The sequence below is a fragment of the Pectinatus frisingensis genome (genome assembly GCF_014076555.1).
In the GTDB taxonomy this organism is placed as follows: Bacteria; Bacillota; Negativicutes; order Selenomonadales; family Selenomonadaceae; genus Pectinatus; species Pectinatus frisingensis.
Map to the genome: position 1 here is coordinate 420,631 of NZ_CP045424.1, position 20,753 is coordinate 441,383.

The 20,753-nt window shown below is 39.2% G+C and carries 17 protein-coding genes; 16 read left to right on the forward strand and 1 reads right to left on the reverse strand.

Annotated features, from left to right (window positions below; genetic code table 11):
* Positions 1 to 22 precede the first annotated feature (22 nt).
* Positions 23 to 1,024 carry a phosphatase domain-containing putative toxin gene (locus F8M42_RS02065; protein ID WP_182187752.1) on the reverse strand — a complete coding sequence of 334 codons (1,002 nt, stop codon included), beginning with the start codon at positions 1,022 to 1,024 and terminating at the stop codon, positions 23 to 25.
* Between the two features lie 261 nt (positions 1,025 to 1,285).
* On the opposite strand from F8M42_RS02065, the gene F8M42_RS02070 reads away from it, so the two are divergent.
* From F8M42_RS02070 to F8M42_RS02145, 16 genes are all read left to right on the forward strand, one after another.
* Complete coding sequence (locus F8M42_RS02070; RefSeq protein WP_182187753.1) at positions 1,286 to 1,822, forward strand: GNAT family N-acetyltransferase; 537 nt, start codon at positions 1,286 to 1,288, stop codon at positions 1,820 to 1,822.
* Positions 1,823 to 1,968: 146 nt separating this feature from the next.
* On the forward strand, positions 1,969 to 2,982 hold the full coding sequence (gene mreB, locus F8M42_RS02075) for a rod shape-determining protein (protein WP_182187754.1): 1,014 nt from the start codon (positions 1,969 to 1,971) through the stop codon (positions 2,980 to 2,982).
* A gap of 96 nt (positions 2,983 to 3,078) precedes the next feature.
* Entirely contained in the window at positions 3,079 to 3,924 is an 846-nt protein-coding gene (gene flgF / locus F8M42_RS02080) for a flagellar basal-body rod protein FlgF (RefSeq protein WP_182187755.1), read from the forward strand.
* A gap of 50 nt (positions 3,925 to 3,974) precedes the next feature.
* Complete coding sequence (gene flgG, locus F8M42_RS02085; protein ID WP_182187756.1) at positions 3,975 to 4,769, forward strand: flagellar basal-body rod protein FlgG; 795 nt, start codon at positions 3,975 to 3,977, stop codon at positions 4,767 to 4,769.
* Between the two features lie 14 nt (positions 4,770 to 4,783).
* Positions 4,784 to 5,761, forward strand: coding sequence for a flagellar basal body P-ring formation chaperone FlgA (gene flgA, locus F8M42_RS02090; RefSeq protein WP_182187757.1), 978 nt, complete (start codon positions 4,784 to 4,786; stop codon positions 5,759 to 5,761).
* Between the two features lie 49 nt (positions 5,762 to 5,810).
* Positions 5,811 to 6,386 (forward strand): flagellar basal body L-ring protein FlgH, encoded by a 576-nt coding sequence (locus F8M42_RS02095; RefSeq protein WP_229711517.1) that lies wholly within the window; start codon positions 5,811 to 5,813, stop codon positions 6,384 to 6,386.
* 23 nt (positions 6,387 to 6,409) lie between these two features.
* Positions 6,410 to 7,519, forward strand: coding sequence for a flagellar basal body P-ring protein FlgI (locus tag F8M42_RS02100; RefSeq protein WP_182187759.1), 1,110 nt, complete (start codon positions 6,410 to 6,412; stop codon positions 7,517 to 7,519).
* Positions 7,520 to 7,540: 21 nt separating this feature from the next.
* Entirely contained in the window at positions 7,541 to 7,951 is a 411-nt protein-coding gene (locus F8M42_RS02105) for a rod-binding protein (RefSeq protein WP_182187760.1), read from the forward strand.
* A gap of 125 nt (positions 7,952 to 8,076) precedes the next feature.
* Positions 8,077 to 9,477: a phosphodiester glycosidase family protein gene (locus tag F8M42_RS02110; RefSeq protein ID WP_182187761.1), complete on the forward strand. Its 1,401-nt coding sequence runs from the start codon at positions 8,077 to 8,079 to the stop codon at positions 9,475 to 9,477.
* A gap of 125 nt (positions 9,478 to 9,602) precedes the next feature.
* On the forward strand, positions 9,603 to 9,902 hold the full coding sequence (locus tag F8M42_RS02115; protein WP_182187762.1) for a biotin/lipoyl-containing protein: 300 nt from the start codon (positions 9,603 to 9,605) through the stop codon (positions 9,900 to 9,902).
* Positions 9,903 to 9,963: 61 nt separating this feature from the next.
* Positions 9,964 to 11,952 carry a SpoIVB peptidase S55 domain-containing protein gene (locus F8M42_RS02120; protein WP_182187763.1) on the forward strand — a complete coding sequence of 663 codons (1,989 nt, stop codon included), beginning with the start codon at positions 9,964 to 9,966 and terminating at the stop codon, positions 11,950 to 11,952.
* 98 nt (positions 11,953 to 12,050) lie between these two features.
* The gene (locus F8M42_RS02125; RefSeq protein WP_182187764.1) at positions 12,051 to 12,818 is read left to right on the forward strand and encodes an MlaE family ABC transporter permease; all 768 of its coding nucleotides are present in this window, start codon (positions 12,051 to 12,053) and stop codon (positions 12,816 to 12,818) included.
* A 13-nt stretch (positions 12,819 to 12,831) separates the two neighbouring features.
* The gene (locus F8M42_RS02130; RefSeq protein WP_407672866.1) at positions 12,832 to 13,560 is read left to right on the forward strand and encodes an ABC transporter ATP-binding protein; all 729 of its coding nucleotides are present in this window, start codon (positions 12,832 to 12,834) and stop codon (positions 13,558 to 13,560) included.
* 29 nt (positions 13,561 to 13,589) lie between these two features.
* Positions 13,590 to 14,870 carry an MlaD family protein gene (locus tag F8M42_RS02135; protein ID WP_182187766.1) on the forward strand — a complete coding sequence of 427 codons (1,281 nt, stop codon included), beginning with the start codon at positions 13,590 to 13,592 and terminating at the stop codon, positions 14,868 to 14,870.
* 47 nt (positions 14,871 to 14,917) lie between these two features.
* The gene (locus tag F8M42_RS02140) at positions 14,918 to 16,405 is read left to right on the forward strand and encodes a TolC family protein (RefSeq protein WP_229711518.1); all 1,488 of its coding nucleotides are present in this window, start codon (positions 14,918 to 14,920) and stop codon (positions 16,403 to 16,405) included.
* A 38-nt stretch (positions 16,406 to 16,443) separates the two neighbouring features.
* Complete coding sequence (locus F8M42_RS02145; protein WP_182187768.1) at positions 16,444 to 20,751, forward strand: translocation/assembly module TamB domain-containing protein; 4,308 nt, start codon at positions 16,444 to 16,446, stop codon at positions 20,749 to 20,751.
* Positions 20,752 to 20,753 lie beyond the last annotated feature (2 nt).

Sequence of the window (20,753 nt, forward strand, 5' to 3'; positions counted from 1 at the left end):
AACTGTTTTTTTATTTAGCGGGTTATACTGTTGAATGGTTCTTCAGCCAGACTGACCAAATAGTTTTAAAATTATTGGTGTGGTTTGCCTGCACATATTGATAAAATATTTTTATCATTGCTGCTTTTTCGTTGTAATATTTTGCTTTCCATTGTTTAGAAGAATCGGTTGTATTTATCGTATAAGCTGAGTAATTACCACCAATCAAGTATTGGCGATATAAAATATCTTTTAACGGAATATCAGGATTACGCATCATATCAAACATTGCCATAAAAATAGTCGTTCTGCCTTGTCCTGCCTGACAATGAAAATGCAGCCAGACATCGGATGGCAAAGTTTTGTAAAAGTTTATAAATCTATCGATATTCTCTGCTGCCGGCCAGCGGTGATCAGTTGCTGTAATACGAAAGTAATGAAAACCAACTGCTTGAACCATTTCTTTTTCTGTCAGAGCTTGTCGGACAAATTCATTTTTGCTGGAACGTATTTGATCATATTTATTTATTTTTGCAACGGTTATAGTTTTATACAAAGTGTTTTTAAGAGCAGAATGTTCTTCTTTGAGTATTGTTTGTCTTGTTTTTCCAATGTTAGCCCAATTATGCTTTCCGTACCAGCTGACTGCATCACCGTTTATTATGCCATGACTTTCCTGACGCAGATCGATTATGTAAATAGGATTTTTGGTCTGCTGCTTTAAATAGGAAGCAAGTTGCTGAAATTCGTTATAAGAAGGTTGTGCACTACCAGATGCATTAAGGGTGTCAAGCCCAACTCGGCTGGGTTGATAGGCTGCATCTAATTGTTGTTTATATTTGGGGTCAATATCAGTAATAAAAGGATATTTGACTGTGCGGAATTTACCAGGAAGTTGGTTTTTATCTGGGTGATCAATTTTTAAAATTGTTTGTGCAGGAGCAATTTGGGGCAGAGGTGTTTTTTGGGCAGAAACACTTATGGGAAATGGCAGTAATATGGCTAGAAAGATTAATAACAATGATATTATGTTTTTTCGTGGCATATGCATAGCTCCTTAAATAGTTAATTATTTGGAACACTTTTCGGTATTAGGAAAATAAAATTAATAACTAAAAGATAGTTTATATTATATATTTTTCTTTACAGCTGTAAAGAAAAACTTACTGGTATTTGTCAATTGATTATCATTGCTTTGTGAAAATGACAGTTAGGTTTTAAATAAAATATCGATTTTAAATTAACTGTATATGAGACTATGTGTTATAATCAAAAATATAATATGCTGATGTGGAGTTGAAGATAGATGACAGATAATGGAAAAATAATAAAAACAGGAAAAAGGTTACAGTTTCGGCAGGCACAAAAAGCTGATATGGATTATATAATGGAAGTGGAATATAAGCCGGATAATGCCAAATATGTAATTCCCTATACCAGAGAAGTACATATGCGGACTCTTAATACAAAAGATGCGATACATCTTATCATTGAAACTATTGATACCAAACAAAAAGTTGGTTTTTTAATGATAGCAGGGTTGGATAATACGTCTAAGGAAATTGAATTTACTCGGATTATACTTGACGAAAAAGGAAAAGGCTATGGGCATGAAACATTGCAAATGCTTAAATCATGGGCTTTTGATGATTTGAAATTCCACCGGGCTTGGTTAGATTGTAAAGATTATAATGCCAGGGCTTTGCATGTGTATGAATCAGAAGGACTTGTCAGGGAAGGCTTTATTAGAGAAACAATTCTCACTGACGGAGTATATGAAAATTTAGTGATATTGGGAATACTTGACCGGGAATATTTTGCGCAGCAGAAAAATGATTTATAAAAATTTATAAATAATGATAGATGAGAGAAAAAACTTACATTTTAATCAATGCTTTATTCGAAAGATGCTGAATATATATTGATAATGTCACTATAATATTATATAGTAATAAACATGTAGCACTTTTAGTTTTGGGAGGAATTTTGATGTTTAGCATGGTTAGAGATATTGGCATTGATTTGGGGACTGCCAATGTTTTGATATATGTAAAGGGAAAGGGAATAGTCTTACGTGAACCATCTGTAGTTGCCGTTGACAGGGACAGTGACAGAATCCTTGAGATAGGCTCGGCAGCAAGAAAAATGATTGGCCGTACTCCAGGGAACATTGTGGCGATAAGGCCGTTGCGTGATGGCGTGATTGCTGATTATGATATAACGGAAAAGATGATCCAATATTTTATTGAAAAAGTTGTCGGACACAGTTTTTTTTCTAAACCGCGTATTATGATATGTGTACCATCTAAAGTTACCACTGTTGAAAAAAGAGCGGTAAGACAGGCTGCAAGACAAGCAGGTGCATCAACCGCTTATCTTATAGAAGAACCGATGGCGGCAGCATTGGGAGTCGGTATAGATGTTTCAGAACCGCAGGGTTCAATGGTAGTTGATATTGGCGGTGGAACAACTGATGTCGCTGTTATAAGTCTCGGCGGTGTAGTTGTCAGCGAGTCGTTGCGAGTGGCCGGAGATAAGTTTGATGAAGCAATAATTAAGTCTATTAAAGTTAATCATAATGTGATGATCGGTGAACGTACGGCGGAAAATATAAAAATAGAAGTAGGTGCAGCAGTAAAGGGAGAACGCAGTGTCGAAATGGAGTACCGCGGCAGAGATTTATTAAGCGGCCTGCCAAAGGTGATTAAATTGACCTCTGACGAAATTGCCGAAGCGTTAAAGGATTCTGTTTCATCAATAGTGCAATGTGTGAAAAAGACTTTGGAAAATACCCCGCCGGAACTTGCTTCTGATATAATAGATCATGGTATTGTGATGACAGGCGGTGGTTCAATGCTGTACGGACTTGACAAGCTTATACAAAAAGAAACGGCAATTCCAACGTATCTGGCAGAAAATCCACTTTCCTGTGTTGCCCTTGGTACTGGAAAGGCTTTAGAATGTATAGACAAATTAGGAAAAGAGCATGATCGTGATATTTAATAAATTTGTTAAAGGATAGTACTTATTTTTAGCGAATATGATATATATTGTTATTTGTATATTGGTAATTGTAAGGTATGATTTGGGAGTGATAAAATGCTGCGGGGATTGTACACGGCTGCTGCAGGAATGATGACTGAACAGATACGGACTGATACGATAGCCAATAATTTGGCTAATGTAAACACCACCGGCTATAAAAAGGATGAGGCCGTAAGTGAAGAGTTTGAGTCGGTACTATTGCGACGGATCAATGATGATGAAACAGGACAGGGAAATATCAGTGATCTGCAAAATATTGATACAGCCAGGAATTACTTGCTGAAAGGAACAGTAGCAGCTGATAATGGCAGCGGTGCACCGGTGATCGGTTCGTTAGGTCGTGGTGCAAAAATTGCGGAAATTGCGGTGATACGTGATCAAGGCGCTCTTGAAAATACTGGTAATAAATTAGATTTGGCATTGACTGGCGACGGTTATTTTGCTGTTAATACACCTCAGGGAGTACGCTATACACGTGATGGTAATTTTTACCGGTCTGCAGCAGGACAGCTGGTTACGGCTAATAATCAGGCGGTATTGGGAACAAATGGCAGTGCGATAAACTTGCCCCCGGATACGGCAGATATAAATATCGGCAGTGATGGAACGGTGAATGCAGGCGGGCAGGATGTCGGACAAATTCAGGTAGTTAATTTTGCTGATCGCAGGGCACTAATCAAAGAAGGAAATAATCTATATTATCCGCAGAATGGTGCCAGACCACAGGCTGCAAATGCTTCAATACAACAAGGCTTCCTTGAAAGATCCAATGTCAATGTAGCCAAGGAAATGGTTGAACTAATTAATAATTACCGTACGTATGAGGCTGATTCCAAGGCATTGACCACACAGGATTCTCTTTTGGATAAGGCAGTCAATGATGTAGGACGGGTTTCATAGAATATGGCTGAGAATAATGAAATGATGTAATTGAAAGGAGTCTTATAACTATGATGAGGGCACTTTGGACTGCTGCTACCGGTATGACCACACAGCAGCAAAACATGGATGTTATTTCTAATAATTTAGCCAATGTTAATACTACAGGGTATAAAAAACAACGTGCTGAATTTCAGGATCTTATATATCAGACATTGCGTCAACCAGGTTCCACCAGCGGCCCGGGCACAACTTATCCGGCGGCAATGCAGGCTGGCCATGGAGCTCGTTTATCTGCCACTAACAGAATTTTTACACAGGGAAATTACCAATCAACAGGCAATCCTACTGATATGGTAATCGATGGTGACGGCTTTTTTCAGGTTACGATGCCGGATGGGACCATTGGGTATACACGTGACGGTTCGTTTAAACTAGATGAAACACGGCGCATGGTTACATCGGATGGTTATCCCCTGGAGCCAGAAATAACTATTCCTGAAAATGCACCGTCTGACTCGATAACTATTGGAAGTGATGGGACTGTATCAGCTACACCGGCGGGAGAAAATACTCCGGAAGAAGTTGGTCAAATTACAATAGTGAGATTTGTTAATCCGGCAGGATTATCAGCTCAGGGGAAAAATATTTTTTATCAGACAAGTGCATCAGGTGATCCAATTGAAAATAATCCGGGTGAAGATGGAGCGGGAACTATAACGCAGGGTTATCTTGAAATGTCCAACGTACAGGTAGCTGATGAAATGGTTAACATGATTGTCGCTCAGCGAGCTTATGAATCAAATGCCAAGGCTATAACAACATGTGACTCTATGCTGGAAATAGCAAATGGATTGAAACGCTGATAGGATCGTTTGAGATGATGAAAAAAGTTGTAATATTGGCGGCAGTTTTTTTCTCCTTGATGATTTCATTATCATATGCGGCCGCACCAGCCTGGGTAGTTATTCACGATACAGGATTGGTATGGGGGGAAGATATCCTCCTGGGATCGATTGCTGACATTAGCTGCGCTGATGAGCAACGGCGGCAGCAGTTGATAAATATGAAATTGGGTATTATGAATAAACCGGGCAGTGTAAGAACCTTGTCGGCATATGTATTGAGATTAAGAATACAGTCATCAGGTATAGACAGCAGTGATATAACATGGTCAGTACCTGATGCTGTGACAATAACACGGGCGTCTCAGACCGTGTCGTCGGATCAGATCGTTGCAACAGCTCAGTCCAAAATAAAAGAAACGATGGAACAAAACGGGGAGCAGCGTAGTTGGACATTTGATGTGCTGACACCTCCGTCAGATACGGTAGTGCCACCGGGACAGCTTACTTTTGATGCGCAAATTCCTTATGGAATAAAATATACAGTGCCTACTGTTGTATATGTGGATTTAAATGTAAAAGGGCAAACGACAGCACGGGTGTTATGCCGGTTTCAGCTGCACGTAATGGATGAAGTCGCAGTCGCTGCAAGAGCTGTACGAGCTAATACCCCGCTGACTGAACAAGATGTTCGTATAGAAAAAAAAGAAGTCGGACCCGTGGTAACGGATTATGTATTTGATTTGAATAAAGCTGTTGGAAGAATGTCCCGATATCCGCTTAAGCCGGGTGATTTATTACGCGAAAGTTTTTTAACAAAACCTATTTTGATAAAACGAGGAGCACTGGTTCATATAGTTGCTAATAAAAATGGTTTAAACGTTCAAACGGATGGGCTTGCGATGGCCGACGGTGGTAAGGATGATTTTATTCAAGTGAAAAATACGGTGACAGGAACTATTGTAAACGGAAAAGTAGTCGATGAAAATACGGTTGAAGTCCAATTGGATTAGTGATTTATGAAGCGTGGGTGATATAATGAAATTTAAGCAGATTATAATAATGAGCCTATTTGTCTGCATAATAACTGTTTATTGGCAGACTGGCGGACAGGCACAGTCCTTGTGGGCGGAAACACAAACGGGCTCGTCGATGAATCTTTTTGCTGATCATAAGGCGCATAATATCGGTGATACATTGACTATTATCATCAGTGAATCATCGTCTACTAATACAACGAAATCAATGAGCAATGGCAAATCGGGCAGTAATTCATTGGGGGCCGGTGCAGGTATATTCAGTTTTTTGGCACAGGCCAGTGCCAATCAATCAGATAGTTTTAAAGCCAATGGCTCATCAAAGGATACCAATAGTGTCAATGGCAAGATAACAGTTACGGTTGTTGATGTAAAACCTAATGGAAATATGTTAGTTGAGGGAACACAGTCAATTTGGCAGAATAAAGATGAACATAAAATAACTTTAAATGGCGTAGTGCGTCCTGATGATGTTACATATGATAATACGGTACCATCTTATTTGGTGGCTGATGCCACATTGAAATTCGATGGTAAGGGCCCATTGAATGCAAAACAAAGACAGGGTATTTTGACACAAATACTTAATATACTCTTTTAATTGTAAAGATAAGAGGAGAATAAATGCGTAATATATTAAGGCCTTTGAGCTTGCTGGCAGTGTTTTGCATATTGACATTCGCAGGGAGCATTGCTTTGGCAGCAGATGTATCTGCTGCCAGAATAAAGGATATAGCTAAAGTTGAGGGAGTAAGATCAAACCAATTAGTCGGATATGGATTGGTAGTCGGACTGCAAGGCAGCGGAGATACCAATAAAACCTTGGAAACACTCAGCTCAGTGGCCAATATGCTGAAGAGTTTCGGTGTAAGTGTTGACACGGCAACCTTAAAGACAAAAAATGTTGCAGCTGTTATGGTGACAGCAACATTGCCACCATTTGCCCATGCCGGTGACAACATTGATTTTACAGCATCATCCATGGGCGACGCTAAAAGCTTATCCGGCGGAGTGCTTTTACAGACACCGTTAAAAGCCGGTAATGGACAGGTTTATGCTGTGGCGCAGGGGCCAATAGCCACCGGTGGTTATTCTGCATCAGGGCGGAGCAAGAATATTACTACGGTCGGTACTGCCAGTAATGGCGCGATTGTCGAACAGACGGTAGAAGATACACTGGGGCAAAATGGCAATATATCATTTTCATTAGATAATGCTGATTTTTCAACGGCATCACGTATTGCCGGGGCAATAAATGCTAATTTTGGCGGAATCGCATCAGCTGCCAGCCCGGGACGTGTTGATGTTACGATACCATCTTATTATCGTAATAATATCGTTGGATTTGTATCTGATATAGAAAACTTATCAGTTGTACCAGATTCTCCGGCAAAAGTTGTCGTTAATGAACGTACGGGAACTATTGTGATGGGAGGAAATATAAGTGTTGATAAAGTGGCGATTGCGCAGGGTGGTCTCAGCATAAGCATTGATAAAACAACAGATGTGTATCAGCCATCCCCTTATAGCATGGGGAATACAATAGTCACTAAAAATACTAATACCAAGGTCAATGAACAAAAAGCCAATACAATAGTGCTTAACGCAACGGCCAGTGTGAATGATGTAGTAGGGGCCTTGAATGCTGTCGGTGCCACACCAAGGGATATTATCGCAATTTTGCAGGCAATGAAGACATCGGGTGCATTGCATGCGGATTTACAAGTAATTTGATTTTTGTTAAAGGAGAAAAATATGGAATCAGTGAATCCACTCACAGCATCACCGGCAATGGAACAGGCCAATCAAATGCAGGAAGCGGCTCAGTTGAAAAAAACGAGTGAGGCTTTGAAAGAAAGTGCTGTGGATAAATCTTCTGATACAGCTAAAAGTGATGCTAAACTTAAGGATGCATGTAAACAGTTTGAGGCGGTATTTCTTGATTTAATGTATAAACAGATGCGCGATACTGTACCTAAGGATTCACTTTTAGGCGATTCCAATGCTGATAATATTTTGCGCTCCATGCATGATACGGAAATGACAAAAAATATTGCTGAAGCTGGCGGTGTAGGATTGGCCGACATGCTTTATCGACAGATAAAAGAACAAGATGTAAAACCACCTTTGCCAATTGCGGCAAATGCCTATAAAAAACAAGCGTAGTTGCTATTAAAGAGGCTGTTGCAGATATGTTTATCAGTTGAGATATTGTGCTTGGTTTCAGCTGTAGATAGATTATTTTGCAATAGTCTCTTTTAATTTTGTTGATGAGGGAGATTATAAGACAAGTGAAAAAAATTTTTTATAGAGTATTTAGTTCAGTGATTTTTTTACTTATTGTTTGTCAGGCAGCGGCATTGGCAGCAAATCGTCCAATAAGTATGAATGCTGCCCGTTCCAGCATATCACAGGAAAAAGTGCGTGTTGTTTTTCAGTTTGACAGTTTACCGGTATATCAGACAGCGGTTGATCAGTCCGGTAAAAATATAACAATAGATTTTTCTGGTGTGGATGCAGCAAAAGTACAAAGCGTGATGAATATTAATGATGATGTCGTCCAGACTGTTACTATTAAAAACACGCAGTCAGGCTGTCGTGCAATCATAGCTTTGAATCAGGTGGTGCCTTATGAAGTTAATGTACTGCATAATCCAGACAGAATTTTTATCGATATACAGCGTTATTATGAACATTCTATAACACAAAATGTTGAAAGCGGACTTGATTATACGGTATATAACAGGCGTAATGAGTCAGGTGTGTTGAAGGCATATATATTAAATGTAGATCCTGCCAAATTTACTTTTGTTCCGGTGCTGGGCGGCGGGCGCACGTTAGGTAAAAATACGGTGTCGAGTATGTCTGATTATTATAATGCTGCAGCTGCCGTTAATGCATCATATTTCGGCGGCACTAAAGATGTATATGGTTTAACTAAAATAGATGGAACAATAGCAACTACTACTTATTTACCGCGCACTGCTTTTGGAGTGGACAACAATAATAAACCAATAATTGCAACTGTCAATTATGATGGGAGTATTCATACCAAGAATGGTGATTTTCCGATAAGCGGAGTAAACTGTGAACGTAGTGCCGATACTATTGTAGAATATAATTCTTTCTTTGGCAGCAGTACGGGAACCAATGAATATGGAATAGAATATACTGTAGTTAATAATAAAATAGCCAAAATTAATACCAATGATACAACACTTCGTGATGGACAAACAGTTATTTCAGCGCATGGAAGTATGAAAGATGGTCTTAGCGGGCTCAAAGTCGGTGATGAGATGACAATCAATGAAAATTTAGGGACTGCATGGAATAATGCTTTGGAAATAGTAGGTGTGGGACCGCGGCTGGTAAAGGATGGGCAAATCAGTATAAATGCCGATGAAGAGCAAATTGGTCCGGATGTGACAGGAGGACAGGCACCACGCACTGCGGCAGCAATAAAAAGTGACGGACATGTATTATTAGTTGTTGTTGATGGTCGCTGTGCACAAAGTGATGGATTGACTTTAAATGGGTTGGCACAGTTATTGATCCAATTTGGAGCAAAAGATGCTGTTAATTTTGATGGCGGCGGTTCTTCTGAAATAGTGTTAGGCGGAGAAATTGAAAATACTCCTTCAGATGGGATGGAACGTCCGGTTGGTGTAGCATTGGCAGTTGTCAAAAGATAATAGGAATTTTTATGTTTATAAAGATTCTTCTTGCTATTAAACACTTCTAATGTATAATGATTATTAAGATATTATAAATTTAGAAATGTTTAATCAGATATATATATAGCAGAGGAGTTGGGAAAATGAAGAAGAAAATATTGGGAATAGTGTTGGTAGGTATTATTGCACTGGCAGGCATTTATCATATGGCATCGGCACAAGCAGTGACTAATGAAGTATCCGCGTTATCAGGGACTGTATCATGGACGGCACAGCCGGGGGCAACGGTGCAGGAGGGAAATGATTTGGTAAGAATAGAAACAATGACGGGCAGTACAGCAGCTTGTCGGGCTTCAGCCGATGGCGTGGTAAAGGAAGTGCTGGTATCACCTGGACAAATGATAAAATCAGGTCAGATAGTAGCAAGAATAGTAGTACAATAAAATATTGGTGAGATTAGGAAGTTGGTTAAAATCAGAAAATGGCTATTTTGAGGTGAATTTATTGCAAAAAAAATTAAAATACTTAATTGGGATATTAACTTTCTTTTTATTGACAGGAACGGCTAATGTTATGGCGATGCCGGAAATTTTAACTACCCAGCAATTGCATCCGGGTATGATCGGTACGGCTAAGACGGTTGTACAAGGCAATGAAATAGAAAGTTTCAATGTAAAAATAATTGGAGTAGAGGATAATGGCAAGGGCGCATCCAAACAGATAATGGCAGAAGCGTATGGACCTATTATAAATGATACTAATGGTGTTATTCATGGTATGAGCGGTAGCCCGGTGTATGTGGACGGTAGATTGATAGGGGCAGTTGCCAGAGGAATTGGCAGTGATACCAATCCGCGGGTATTTTATATAACACCAATTGAAGATATGCTGCAGCTTTGGCAGTTTCCCGATCCTAAGGCTGATACGGGCCAGATAAATCAGGTTAAAATCGATTTGCCCAGTAGTGCGCAGCGTGTGGTGGCTGATAATGAGGAATTAGCCAGACTTTTAAAAAAGGGTCAGCCGGCAGCAAATAATAATATGGCGGCTGTTACCGCAAGAAAAGTAACGAAAGCAGCAAAAGCCGCAATGCAGTCTGAACAACAAAATAATACAGCTGAAAAGGCAGTAAAAACAGTAAAAACAGAATTTGTTGATATGACTAATTGGAAAAATAAATATGGTGGGGAAGATGATACGGTACAGGAAGGTATACCATTGGCCGTTAATGGCTTTTCCGGTGCGGGATTGGATTATTTAAAAAAAGAATTGGCTCCATTTAATATGTACCCATATGAAACTGGGCTAATGACGACAAAACAGAGTACCGGCAGTCTTGTTGGCAATACAGCGGTGCAGCCGGGAAGTTCTGTTGGAGTAGCACTTTCCTACGGTGACTTTTCTGTAGGGGCGATAGGAACAATTACAGCCGTAGACGGTAATAAAATACTGGCTTTTGGACATCCGTTCACATATCGTGGCAATGTTAATTATTTTATGACGGATGCCGATATTGTTGGAACAGCCAGCGGATTAGTAAATGGGCAGAAAGTGTCATCTTTTGGTAAGATAATCGGACGGATAAATCAGGATCGTTATTCAGGTGTCAGTGGTATTATCGGCAAATATCCGTCGGTGGTTCCGATAAAGGTCACAGTGGATGACAAATTGCTTGAACGGCATAATGTTTATGCTGCAAACATTGCATATGATGAAGATCTGCTGCCTAACTTGGCCGCCAGTATTGCATATGCTTCACTTGACAGGACAATTGATAGTTTAAGCTCGGGTACAGCCAATGTTGAGTTCGCCATTAGGACGAATGCGGTGGACTCCGGTAAAATTACTCGTAGCAATATGTACTATAATAATGCTGATGTGGGGCAATTTTCCGTTGGCGAATTATTGCAACTGCTCAATATCATTTGTGCTGACACCAATAAGCAATATGATATTTTAGGAATAGACATGAAACTTTCCTTTGACGAAAAACGCAAAACAGCTTCAATAATAAGTGTTGTTCCTGACAGAGCTGTTGCTTATCCGGGCGATATAGTGAATTTAAAGGTTACATTACAACCGTACCGTGGACAAAAAGAACAAATACTTGTACCTTATACTATACCTAAAAATGAAGCTTCGGGCGAAATGTATCTGGAAATACGGGGCGGCGGATTGATACCGGTGGCAGCACTGGCTATGCAAGGGGTTGATCTAAGTCCGGAAGAAGATAAAACTCAGACGGCATCTGATAAAATAAATGATTTTTTGCAGACTGATAAAAATAATGATATTATTGTCGCGCAAATTGCGCCGCCAATAATGAGTGATAAAGAACAGAAAAAAGCGGTGGAAGATGCTTTGAAAGTACAAAAACAGCTGGAAGAAAGCGGGCAGCTGGGGAAAAAACCTGCAGCACCGCAGGAAATTAAGGCTACTACCGATTATATCATTGATAATGTGGTTAGAATTAACCTGGCAATTAAAAAATGAATGAATTGGCTAAAAAAAATAGTAAATTAGTATTTACTATTTTTTTTATTATTGTTAAAATCATTAGATAGGATGTTAAATAATAATAAGGATGTGAAATGATGTTTATACTGGAAAAAATCGGTGCCATTGTTTTAAAAGCGCTTGAAACATGGGGCGGATTTGTGATATTGTTTTTACAGACATTGCGCCAGTGTAAACGAGTTCCCCGGTTTAATCATGTATTGGAACAAATGGCCCATTTGGGTGTTGATACATTGCCGATAGTTGCACTTACATTATTATTTACCGGTATGGTTTTGACTTTGCAGACTGTTGCGGAATTTTTAAAATTTGGTGCACAGTCGACAGTTGGCGGAGTTGTGACAATTGCCGTGGGAAGAGAACTGGGACCGGTGCTGGTAGGTGTAGTAGCGGCCGGACGAGTAGGAGCTGCAATAACGGCAGAGTTAAGCACAATGAAGGTTACGGAGCAAATAGATGCCTTGAAGGTAATGGCTGTTAACCCAGTGGGATATTTAGTGGTTCCTCGTTTAATTGCCTGCATGTTAATGCTTCCTTTGCTAGTGGTGTTTGGTGACATAATTGGCTCATTTGGCGGCTGGATTGTGGCAAGTTATTATGGGATATCATCTTTTATGTATATGCAGTCAATAAATACATTTGTGATCATTCATGACTTTACGGGCGGGCTTATTAAAGCTGTGGTATTTGGCGCTATAATTGCTACAATAGGTTGCTATTATGGCATGAATGCGGCAAACGGGGCTGAAGGTGTAGGTAAGGCTACAACAAAATCGGTTGTGGATGCAATAATTGCTATATTTTTCTTTAATTGCTTTTTGTCGATGCTTTTATACCGGTGAGGTGATGCAGATGATCATAAATTTGGTAGATGTGAATAAGTCTTTTAAAAAACATAAGGTATTAGAGCATATTAATTTGTCAGTAGAAAAGGGAGAAACAATGGCCATTATAGGTGCCAGTGGATCAGGTAAAAGCACTTTACTTAAACTGATGATTGGACTGGAATATCCTACTAGTGGTCAGATATGGATAAAAAATAAGGATATCACGACATTAAAAGAAGATGAACTTGATAAAGTACGGCTTAGTATGGGGATGGTTTTCCAATATTCAGCATTGTTCGATTCAATGACTGTAGCGGATAACGTGGCTTTTGGACTTAGGGAACATAGTAATTTATCTGAAAATGAAATACAGCGTGTAGTTGAAGAAAAACTTGATACTGTGGGTCTTAAAGGCTTTGGTAAATATCTGCCGAATGAATTGTCCGGCGGAATGAAGAAAAGGGTAAGCTTAGCCAGAGTAATAGCATTTGAACCGGAAATAATTCTTTATGATGAACCGACATCCGGTCTTGATCCGATTATGGCCGGGAAAATTGATAAACTGATAAAATATACACAGGAAATGATGAAAGTGACGTCAGTAGTCGTTACGCATGATATTAACAGTGCATATTACATGGCGGACAGAATTGCCATGGTTTATGAAGGACAAATAATAGCAGTAGATAATCCGGATAATATAAAAAACTCCACTGACAAACGAGTGAGTGAATTTATCCATGGTGGAAAAAGCTAATATATTATTTGCATGATGGGAGTGAGAACATGACAACAGAAGCTAAAGTGGGCGCATTTACTATAATGGCACTTATCTTAGCATCAGTGATCATCGTTCAATTGGGACATATCAGCTTTGGCGAACCACCGCATTACAGTGCGACTGCACTGTTCAAATACGTGAATGGACTTAAACCCGGTGCGCTGGTGCGTTATGCCGGTGTTAATGTGGGAGAAGTAAAAGCTGTAAAAACCGATGGAACCGGAGCTAAAGTTACTTTGGAAATAAGAAAAGATGTAAAAATACCGAAGTCTTCTACAGTGACGATAGCCAGTGACGGCATTATGGGAGAAAAGTTTGTTAATATCTATTCCGATGGCACAGACAATGGTGTATATATAGCAGACGGGGATGTAGTAAATGGCACTGAAGAATATACGATTGAATCATTGGTCGCATCAGCATCTCAAACATTAGATAAAGTCAATGATTTGGTTACATCAATGAATAAAGTACTTGGCAATCCCGAAGTACAAGATTCACTTGTGAAAACTGCTGCAAATCTAAAGAATATAACAGCCAATATGGATGAGGCTACAGCTGTTCTGGCCAGAGTATCAATTAACAACGAAGGCAATATAAATGATATAATACAAAATATGACATTGCTTACTTCAAGTATGCAGCGTACAGCGGGCAGTGTTGAAACTATGGTTGATCAATTGAACGGTGACGGGCAATTAACGAATGACATTCGTGCTACGGTAACTAATATGTCCAGCACCAGCGCAAGGATTGAACATATGGCAGCAAATTTGGAACCGGTAGTTTCAGATCCGCAGACAGTTGACGACTTGCAGAAGATCATCCATAATGCTAAAAATGTTTCTGACCGAGCTGATAATATGATGGAAAAAATCAGTTCAATAAAAACTAAGGCCGGTGCCGATATTTTGTATAGCGGCGGAAAATCAGATATGATGCTGAATGCTGACTTGAAAGTATACAGTAATAGTTCTAATGATTTTCTATTGTTTGGCGGTGATGATATCGGCGGGGATAATCCAGCGACAAATTTGCAGTTGGGAACAGGAAATGATTCTTTTTCCGGACGTATAGGACTTGTCGATAATAAGGCTGGAATTGGCTTGGATGCATATAGTGGGCCTTGGAAGTTTTCTCTTGATGCATATGATACTGATGATATAAGATTGAAGCTGCGTGGGCAATATCGGCTGGCTCCGGATTTTTATTTATTGGGGCAGATTAATGATGTCAACAAACAGGCGGATAGGGCTGCATATTTAGGAATACGCAAAGAATTTTAGTAAATATAGTTTTAGGATGACGTACATTTTAGGAGGAAATCGTTTTGATGAAACATAGTCGTAATTTATTTAAAAACTTGACTGCCATGGTTTTAAGCGGTATTACAGTAATAACGCTTGGTAATACGGCATTTGCTCGTGAAATGTCGTTACAGGAAAGCGTGCTGGAGGCTCTAAACAATAACCATACAATAAAGCAGGAAGAAAGTGATGTCGAAAAAGCTAAGGCCGTGCTTGGTGAAGCACAGGGAAACCAGGGAGTCAAACTTACTTGGACAGGGACAGTCAACAAACTGGGAGGACATTATTATAATAGTAATAATATAGATCATTCCTATGGCAACACTGTGACGGCAAGCCTGCCATTGTATGCGGGTGGACAGTTGGATGATAACTTAAAAAGCGCTAAACTGGGAGTTGACGTCAGCAACTATACATTGGAAAATACCAAGCAAAGTATACAACTCCAAGTGATACAAAGTTATTATCAGATATTGAACAGCCAGAATATAAAAGATGTACGTCAAAATGTAGTTAAACAATACAGTGATCATGAACAGATGGCGGAGGCAAAATATAACGCAGGCGTGGTACCAAAATCTGATTTGCTGCGGTCACAGGTAAACTTGGCTGATGCACAGCAAAATCTTACGAGTGCAGAAAATGATCTGCAAATAGCGATAAGTGATTTTAATAAACTTATTGGTCAGGACTTAATGACAGATGTTCAACCTAGTGATGATTATCTAACTAATTATAAATTTACGCAGACACTACAAGAATGTATGGATGAGGCTGTAACAAATCGACCTGATGGAATAGCCACCCGTAAGGCGGTTGAACAGGCTCAGCTGGCAATATCAGCGGCAAAGGCGGGATATTTGCCACAAGTGTCCCTTGTTGCACAAAAAGATATAGCTGGTAATAACATGATGACTAATGATCAAAGTGATAAATCGGCAGTTGGCGTGCAGGCAAGCTGGGATCTTTTTGATAGTAATGTAACGCATTCACAAGTGAAGCAGGCTGAAGCAGCACTTATACGTGCACAGCAGGAACAGGCTGATATGGATGATCAAATACGTTTGGATGTGCGGCAGGCTTATTTATCAATGGAAGCGGCACAGAAAAATATCCATACTACACAGGTGGCAGTGGCTCAGGCTACGGAAGATAATAGAATAGCTCAAGTGCGTTATCAGGCTGGTGTGGGTACTAATAGTGATATTTTGGATACGATTTCAGATTATGTGACAGCCCGTATGAACTATAATCAGGCACTTTATGATTATACTGTAAGCATAGCTTCATTGAATAAAGCCATGGGACTGGATGCACAGTCGATAATTAATGATTTGGGTGGTAAAGGATCTGTTGTACCGACTGTAAGTGGAACAGTATCTGCACCGGCAGCAAATGAAACGGCGGTCGCACCGGCACCAAGTGAAAAAGCATCTGCACCGGCAGTTCAAGAAGAAAATGATTCTACTGAACTTAATGTATTGGATCGTGGTAGTGCACAAGCGGATAATTGATATTAAGTTTTAATTAATGTTTGTCAGGAGGAAGACAAATGAGAAAACCGTCGAAAAAAATTGCGATAATTGTAAGCACATTTATCTGTATAATATTGACGGTTTTCTTTTTTTCTGTCCGGCAGGCAGATAATTTTATGCAGTCGGCTTCACAATTGGCGAGCAGCAAGTTATCTCAGGTAATATCTACCAGAGTGAACGTGGGAACAGTATCAGTAAAATCATTATCCAGTTTGGAAGCAGGGAAAGTAACAATTTACGATAAAACAGGGGCAATATTAATACAAGCAGGCCGCGTCGATGTCAAGTTCAGCCTGTGGCAGATAATTGTGGGAAATTTGGCTAAAAGTATTGACGAAGTCGATATAAAAGGCCCTTGTGTAAATATTGTGAAACGTGATGACGGCACATGGAATTATCGCGACGTTATTTCACAAGACCAGACCAATAACGATTTTTCCGGCAATATAAGGTTTATAGATGGGAAAGCAGCTGTTGAATTCGATGGTAAAAAAATTGATTTTTCTCATGTAACAGGTAATATTGATTTTGCGGATAAACAGAAGAAACGGATTAATGCAAAATTACAACAAGACGGTACGTCGCTCAATGTCAATGGCGAAATTGGTGATGCGGTGCAGACGTTTGATATAAAGGCAGACAAGCTGGATGTTTTACCATATCTTGAGTTTATACCGCAAGATATGGTCCCCCAAAATTTTACAATAAAAAAAGGCTTGCTGGAAAATATTGACATAGTTTTCAATCTGGATTCATCAGGTATTATTGGCATTCAGGGGAAAACGAAAATTGCTGATGCTGCTTGTAAAGTAATGAATACAGATATTGATGACATTAATGGATTGGTTGTTTTTAATAAGGATGATGTTACTGTTTTTGCTAATGCAGCAATAAATCAACAGATAGTGAAAGTACACGGAAAAGTGACATTACAAGACGATCCGCAGCTCTTTCTTGCTGTGCGTTCAGATGCATTGAACTTTAAAAATGTGTTGCCGGAAATCCCTGTTGATGGGAATGTGGCTTTTGCCGCACAGATTACTGGAACTATGAGTGATCCGGCAATACATGCTTTTTTGTCGGCAAAACAGGTTGATTGTTACGGATATCAATTTACTGCTCTGCAGACTGAAGTGGATTTGGTGGATGATATAGTATATATAAAAAATGCGTCAGCTGGATTTGCTGGTGGAAATGTAACAGCAGAAGGAACCTTTTCAATAAAAGATAATTCTTATAGCGGACATGCTGTATTGAAGAACATCCAGTGCGGCCAATTGCAAGAATATGTTGGTGGGTTATCAGGAAAATTGTCGGGTAATATTGATTTTACGGGCATTTTGGGAAACAACAATAGTATCAAATTATACGGATCTGTGTCAATTGATGATGCTATTTATAATGAAATAGCAATTAATAAAATTGATGCAGCAGTTTCAATGCAGGGAAAAAACGTCCAAGTCAGTGCTTTGACTATATCTTTGGCTGACGGCGGCAATATAGCGGCAGCTGGTAAAATAACGGGCAGCAGCCTTGATTTGGAATTTTATGGTTCGAATATAGATTTGTCATTATTAAAAAATTACACGTCAATACAATTATCGGGTACGGCAGATTTTTATGGACATCTGTCAGGAAGTATCAATAATCCTTATTTGGATCTTAAACTTGTTGCCTATGACGGACAAGTAATGGGACAGCCATACCATGATATGCGCATTTCTGCGGCAGGTAGTATGGATGGTGTAAAAATAGAGAAAATGACAATGCAAAATGAAACCAATGAAATTATTCACAGTGCTCAAGGAACTATTGGGTTTACGGGAGAAAAACAGATAGACTTAACAATAAATACTAAAAATGCCCGCATGGAGAATATTGCTGAAGCATTTTTCCCGGATCAGCCAATAACTGGAAATATTGATAATCAAGTTCATTTGACAGGTACTGTTGATAACATAAGGGCTGACGGACATGTTCTTTTTCATGAGGGAAGCTACCGAGGAGTATTACTTACATCGGCAGAAGGCAGCTATACCTACGCGTCTGGTAAAATAATACTACGAAATTTTGTTGTAAAATCTCCTTTTGCAGACATGAACATAGATGGCAGCATTATTGATAATAGACTGGATATTAATGTAAGCATAGATCCGATGGATTTTGCCAAAATCCCGTCTTTGCCATATCAGTTGAAAGGAATCGGTAGTTTTAAAGGCCACGTAGGAGGCACTTTTGATAATATTGCCATTGAGGGGAATATACAGGCACTACAGATAATATTTAATGGTGAAGCGGTGACTAATGTCACAGGTAAATGTAATTATCAAGATGGAATATTAAAAATAACTGAAATGAAATGTAAACAGGCTGATGGTAATATTTCATTTGATAGCCAGGTGAATTTGATTAACGGCAGTCTTTCAGGGAAATTAAAAGCGGAGGGAATATCAGCTAAGGCATTAACTTCGATGGTGAATTTACCTAATGAATATTTAACAGGCAGTTTTTCCGGAGAAGTGGATTTAAATGGTGAAATTTCTAATCCTGGTGCTCATTTAACAGGAAAAGTTGAGAATGGACATCTGAAAAAATATCCGCTGCAAGAAATTTCACTTGATGCCTCATATGAAAATGGAATAGTTACGATTAACCGTTTTTATGGACAACAAAATGCCGGAAAAGTTGCAGCAAGAGGAACATGGAATAGACACGGTGCTGTTGATATGGAGATTTCCACCGAGGGAATAGATGCCAGTATGCTGGCGGACATTATGGACTATAATGTGAATGTCAGGGGAACAATGAACGCCTATGCCAAAATAAGCGGCACGGCGGATAGTCCGCAGGCAGATGTGTCTTTTGAAGTGGACAATGGTGGTGTGCGTACCACGACATTTGATAAAATGACTGGTTTGCTGAACTTACAAAAAGGTATAATAAATGTGAGACAGATATTGATGAATAAAGGAGAATATAAGATTTCTGCCAATGGGAAAATTCCGCTTATTGCGTTGAAAGCGGCTCCGTGGGAAATGCTCGCCCAATATGATCAGATCGATTTAAACATATCGTTGGATAATGCTGACATAAGTGTTTTACCGTTATTGTCCAAGCACGTTGAGTGGGCAACAGGGGCGTTAAAAGGAGGGTTAAAGATAACCGGTACATTGGCGCATCCTTTGTTTAACGGTACACTTAAAATGACAGATGGCGCTATGAAAATAAAAGAGTCAAAAATCCCGCTGCAAAGTATGCAGATGGATATAGTTTTTGATCGTGAGCAAATGAAGGTGAATGATTTTTCCGGGAAAATTGGCAATGGTACTTATTCATTGACTGGCAGCACATTGATAACAGGCGGGGGATTGCGAGATTATAATTTTGCTTTATCAATTGATAAAATAGCACTGGACAGTGATTACTATAAGGGACCATTCAGTGCACAGCTGAAACTTACTGAAGGAACTATATTTAAGCGTGTGTTGCCTAAATTAGCGGGCAGCATAATTATTGATAATACCACTTTATCCTTCCCTGGTGTTCCTGATAACAGTGTATCAATACTGCCTGATATGTTAATTGATGTAGATATAAATGTTGGAAAGAATGTTCATCTTTATAAATCAATGCTGTATGATATGGACATAATTGGTAACGTTCATTTTGGAGGCACGACAAAACATCCTATGCCGTCAGGAGAAATTAACGTAATAAGAGGCCGGATTGAATATTTGAGGACAATTTTTAAAATTCAGGAGGGAGCTGCTTATTTCAACCAGGTCGGCTCATTTTTGCCAAGTATAATATTTAAGGCTCAAGCTAATTTATCACAAACAAGAATTGATTTGTCAATTCAAGGTCCTATTGGAAACATGGAATTCCTGCTGACATCAGAGCCAGCTATGAGTCAGGAAGAAATATTAAAACTATTGACTTTTCGTGAAGCTTATAAGCAGGGCAGCGATATTGGATCTTCTGATTTGGCGCAGCTGGCAACGGTTGGTCTGCAGATGAGTTTCTTTAATGAAATTGAAGGATTCATTCGTGACACATTAAAACTTGACGAATTTAATATTGTGCGGGATACTATTTATAATGCTGATGGACATAATACGCAACAAGGAAATTCTGATGAAATTTATAATATTGAAATAGGAAAATATATTTCTAATAAGATATTACTGAAGTATAGTAATGGTGTAAATTATGATAGTCATAAGTATGGAGTAGAATATGACTTTAATAATAATCTAAGTGTACTTAATGAATGGGACAGCAGAAGCGGACATAAAATAACTTTAGAGGCAAACATAAAATTTTGAGA

Bases quoted from the DNA above. Each gene is read 5' to 3' on its own strand.
- F8M42_RS02065 (WP_182187752.1), bottom strand. From the start codon at position 1,024: ATGCCACGAAAAAACATAATATCATTGTTATTAATCTTTCTAGCCATA.
- F8M42_RS02070 (WP_182187753.1), top strand. From the start codon at position 1,286: ATGACAGATAATGGAAAAATAATAAAAACAGGAAAAAGGTTACAGTTT.
- mreB (WP_182187754.1), top strand. From the start codon at position 1,969: ATGTTTAGCATGGTTAGAGATATTGGCATTGATTTGGGGACTGCCAAT.
- flgF (WP_182187755.1), top strand. From the start codon at position 3,079: ATGCTGCGGGGATTGTACACGGCTGCTGCAGGAATGATGACTGAACAG.
- flgG (WP_182187756.1), top strand. From the start codon at position 3,975: ATGATGAGGGCACTTTGGACTGCTGCTACCGGTATGACCACACAGCAG.
- flgA (WP_182187757.1), top strand. From the start codon at position 4,784: ATGATGAAAAAAGTTGTAATATTGGCGGCAGTTTTTTTCTCCTTGATG.
- F8M42_RS02095 (WP_229711517.1), top strand. From the start codon at position 5,811: ATGAGCCTATTTGTCTGCATAATAACTGTTTATTGGCAGACTGGCGGA.
- F8M42_RS02100 (WP_182187759.1), top strand. From the start codon at position 6,410: ATGCGTAATATATTAAGGCCTTTGAGCTTGCTGGCAGTGTTTTGCATA.
- F8M42_RS02105 (WP_182187760.1), top strand. From the start codon at position 7,541: ATGGAATCAGTGAATCCACTCACAGCATCACCGGCAATGGAACAGGCC.
- F8M42_RS02115 (WP_182187762.1), top strand. From the start codon at position 9,603: ATGAAGAAGAAAATATTGGGAATAGTGTTGGTAGGTATTATTGCACTG.
- F8M42_RS02125 (WP_182187764.1), top strand. From the start codon at position 12,051: ATGATGTTTATACTGGAAAAAATCGGTGCCATTGTTTTAAAAGCGCTT.
- F8M42_RS02135 (WP_182187766.1), top strand. From the start codon at position 13,590: ATGACAACAGAAGCTAAAGTGGGCGCATTTACTATAATGGCACTTATC.
- F8M42_RS02140 (WP_229711518.1), top strand. From the start codon at position 14,918: ATGAAACATAGTCGTAATTTATTTAAAAACTTGACTGCCATGGTTTTA.
- F8M42_RS02145 (WP_182187768.1), top strand. From the start codon at position 16,444: ATGAGAAAACCGTCGAAAAAAATTGCGATAATTGTAAGCACATTTATC.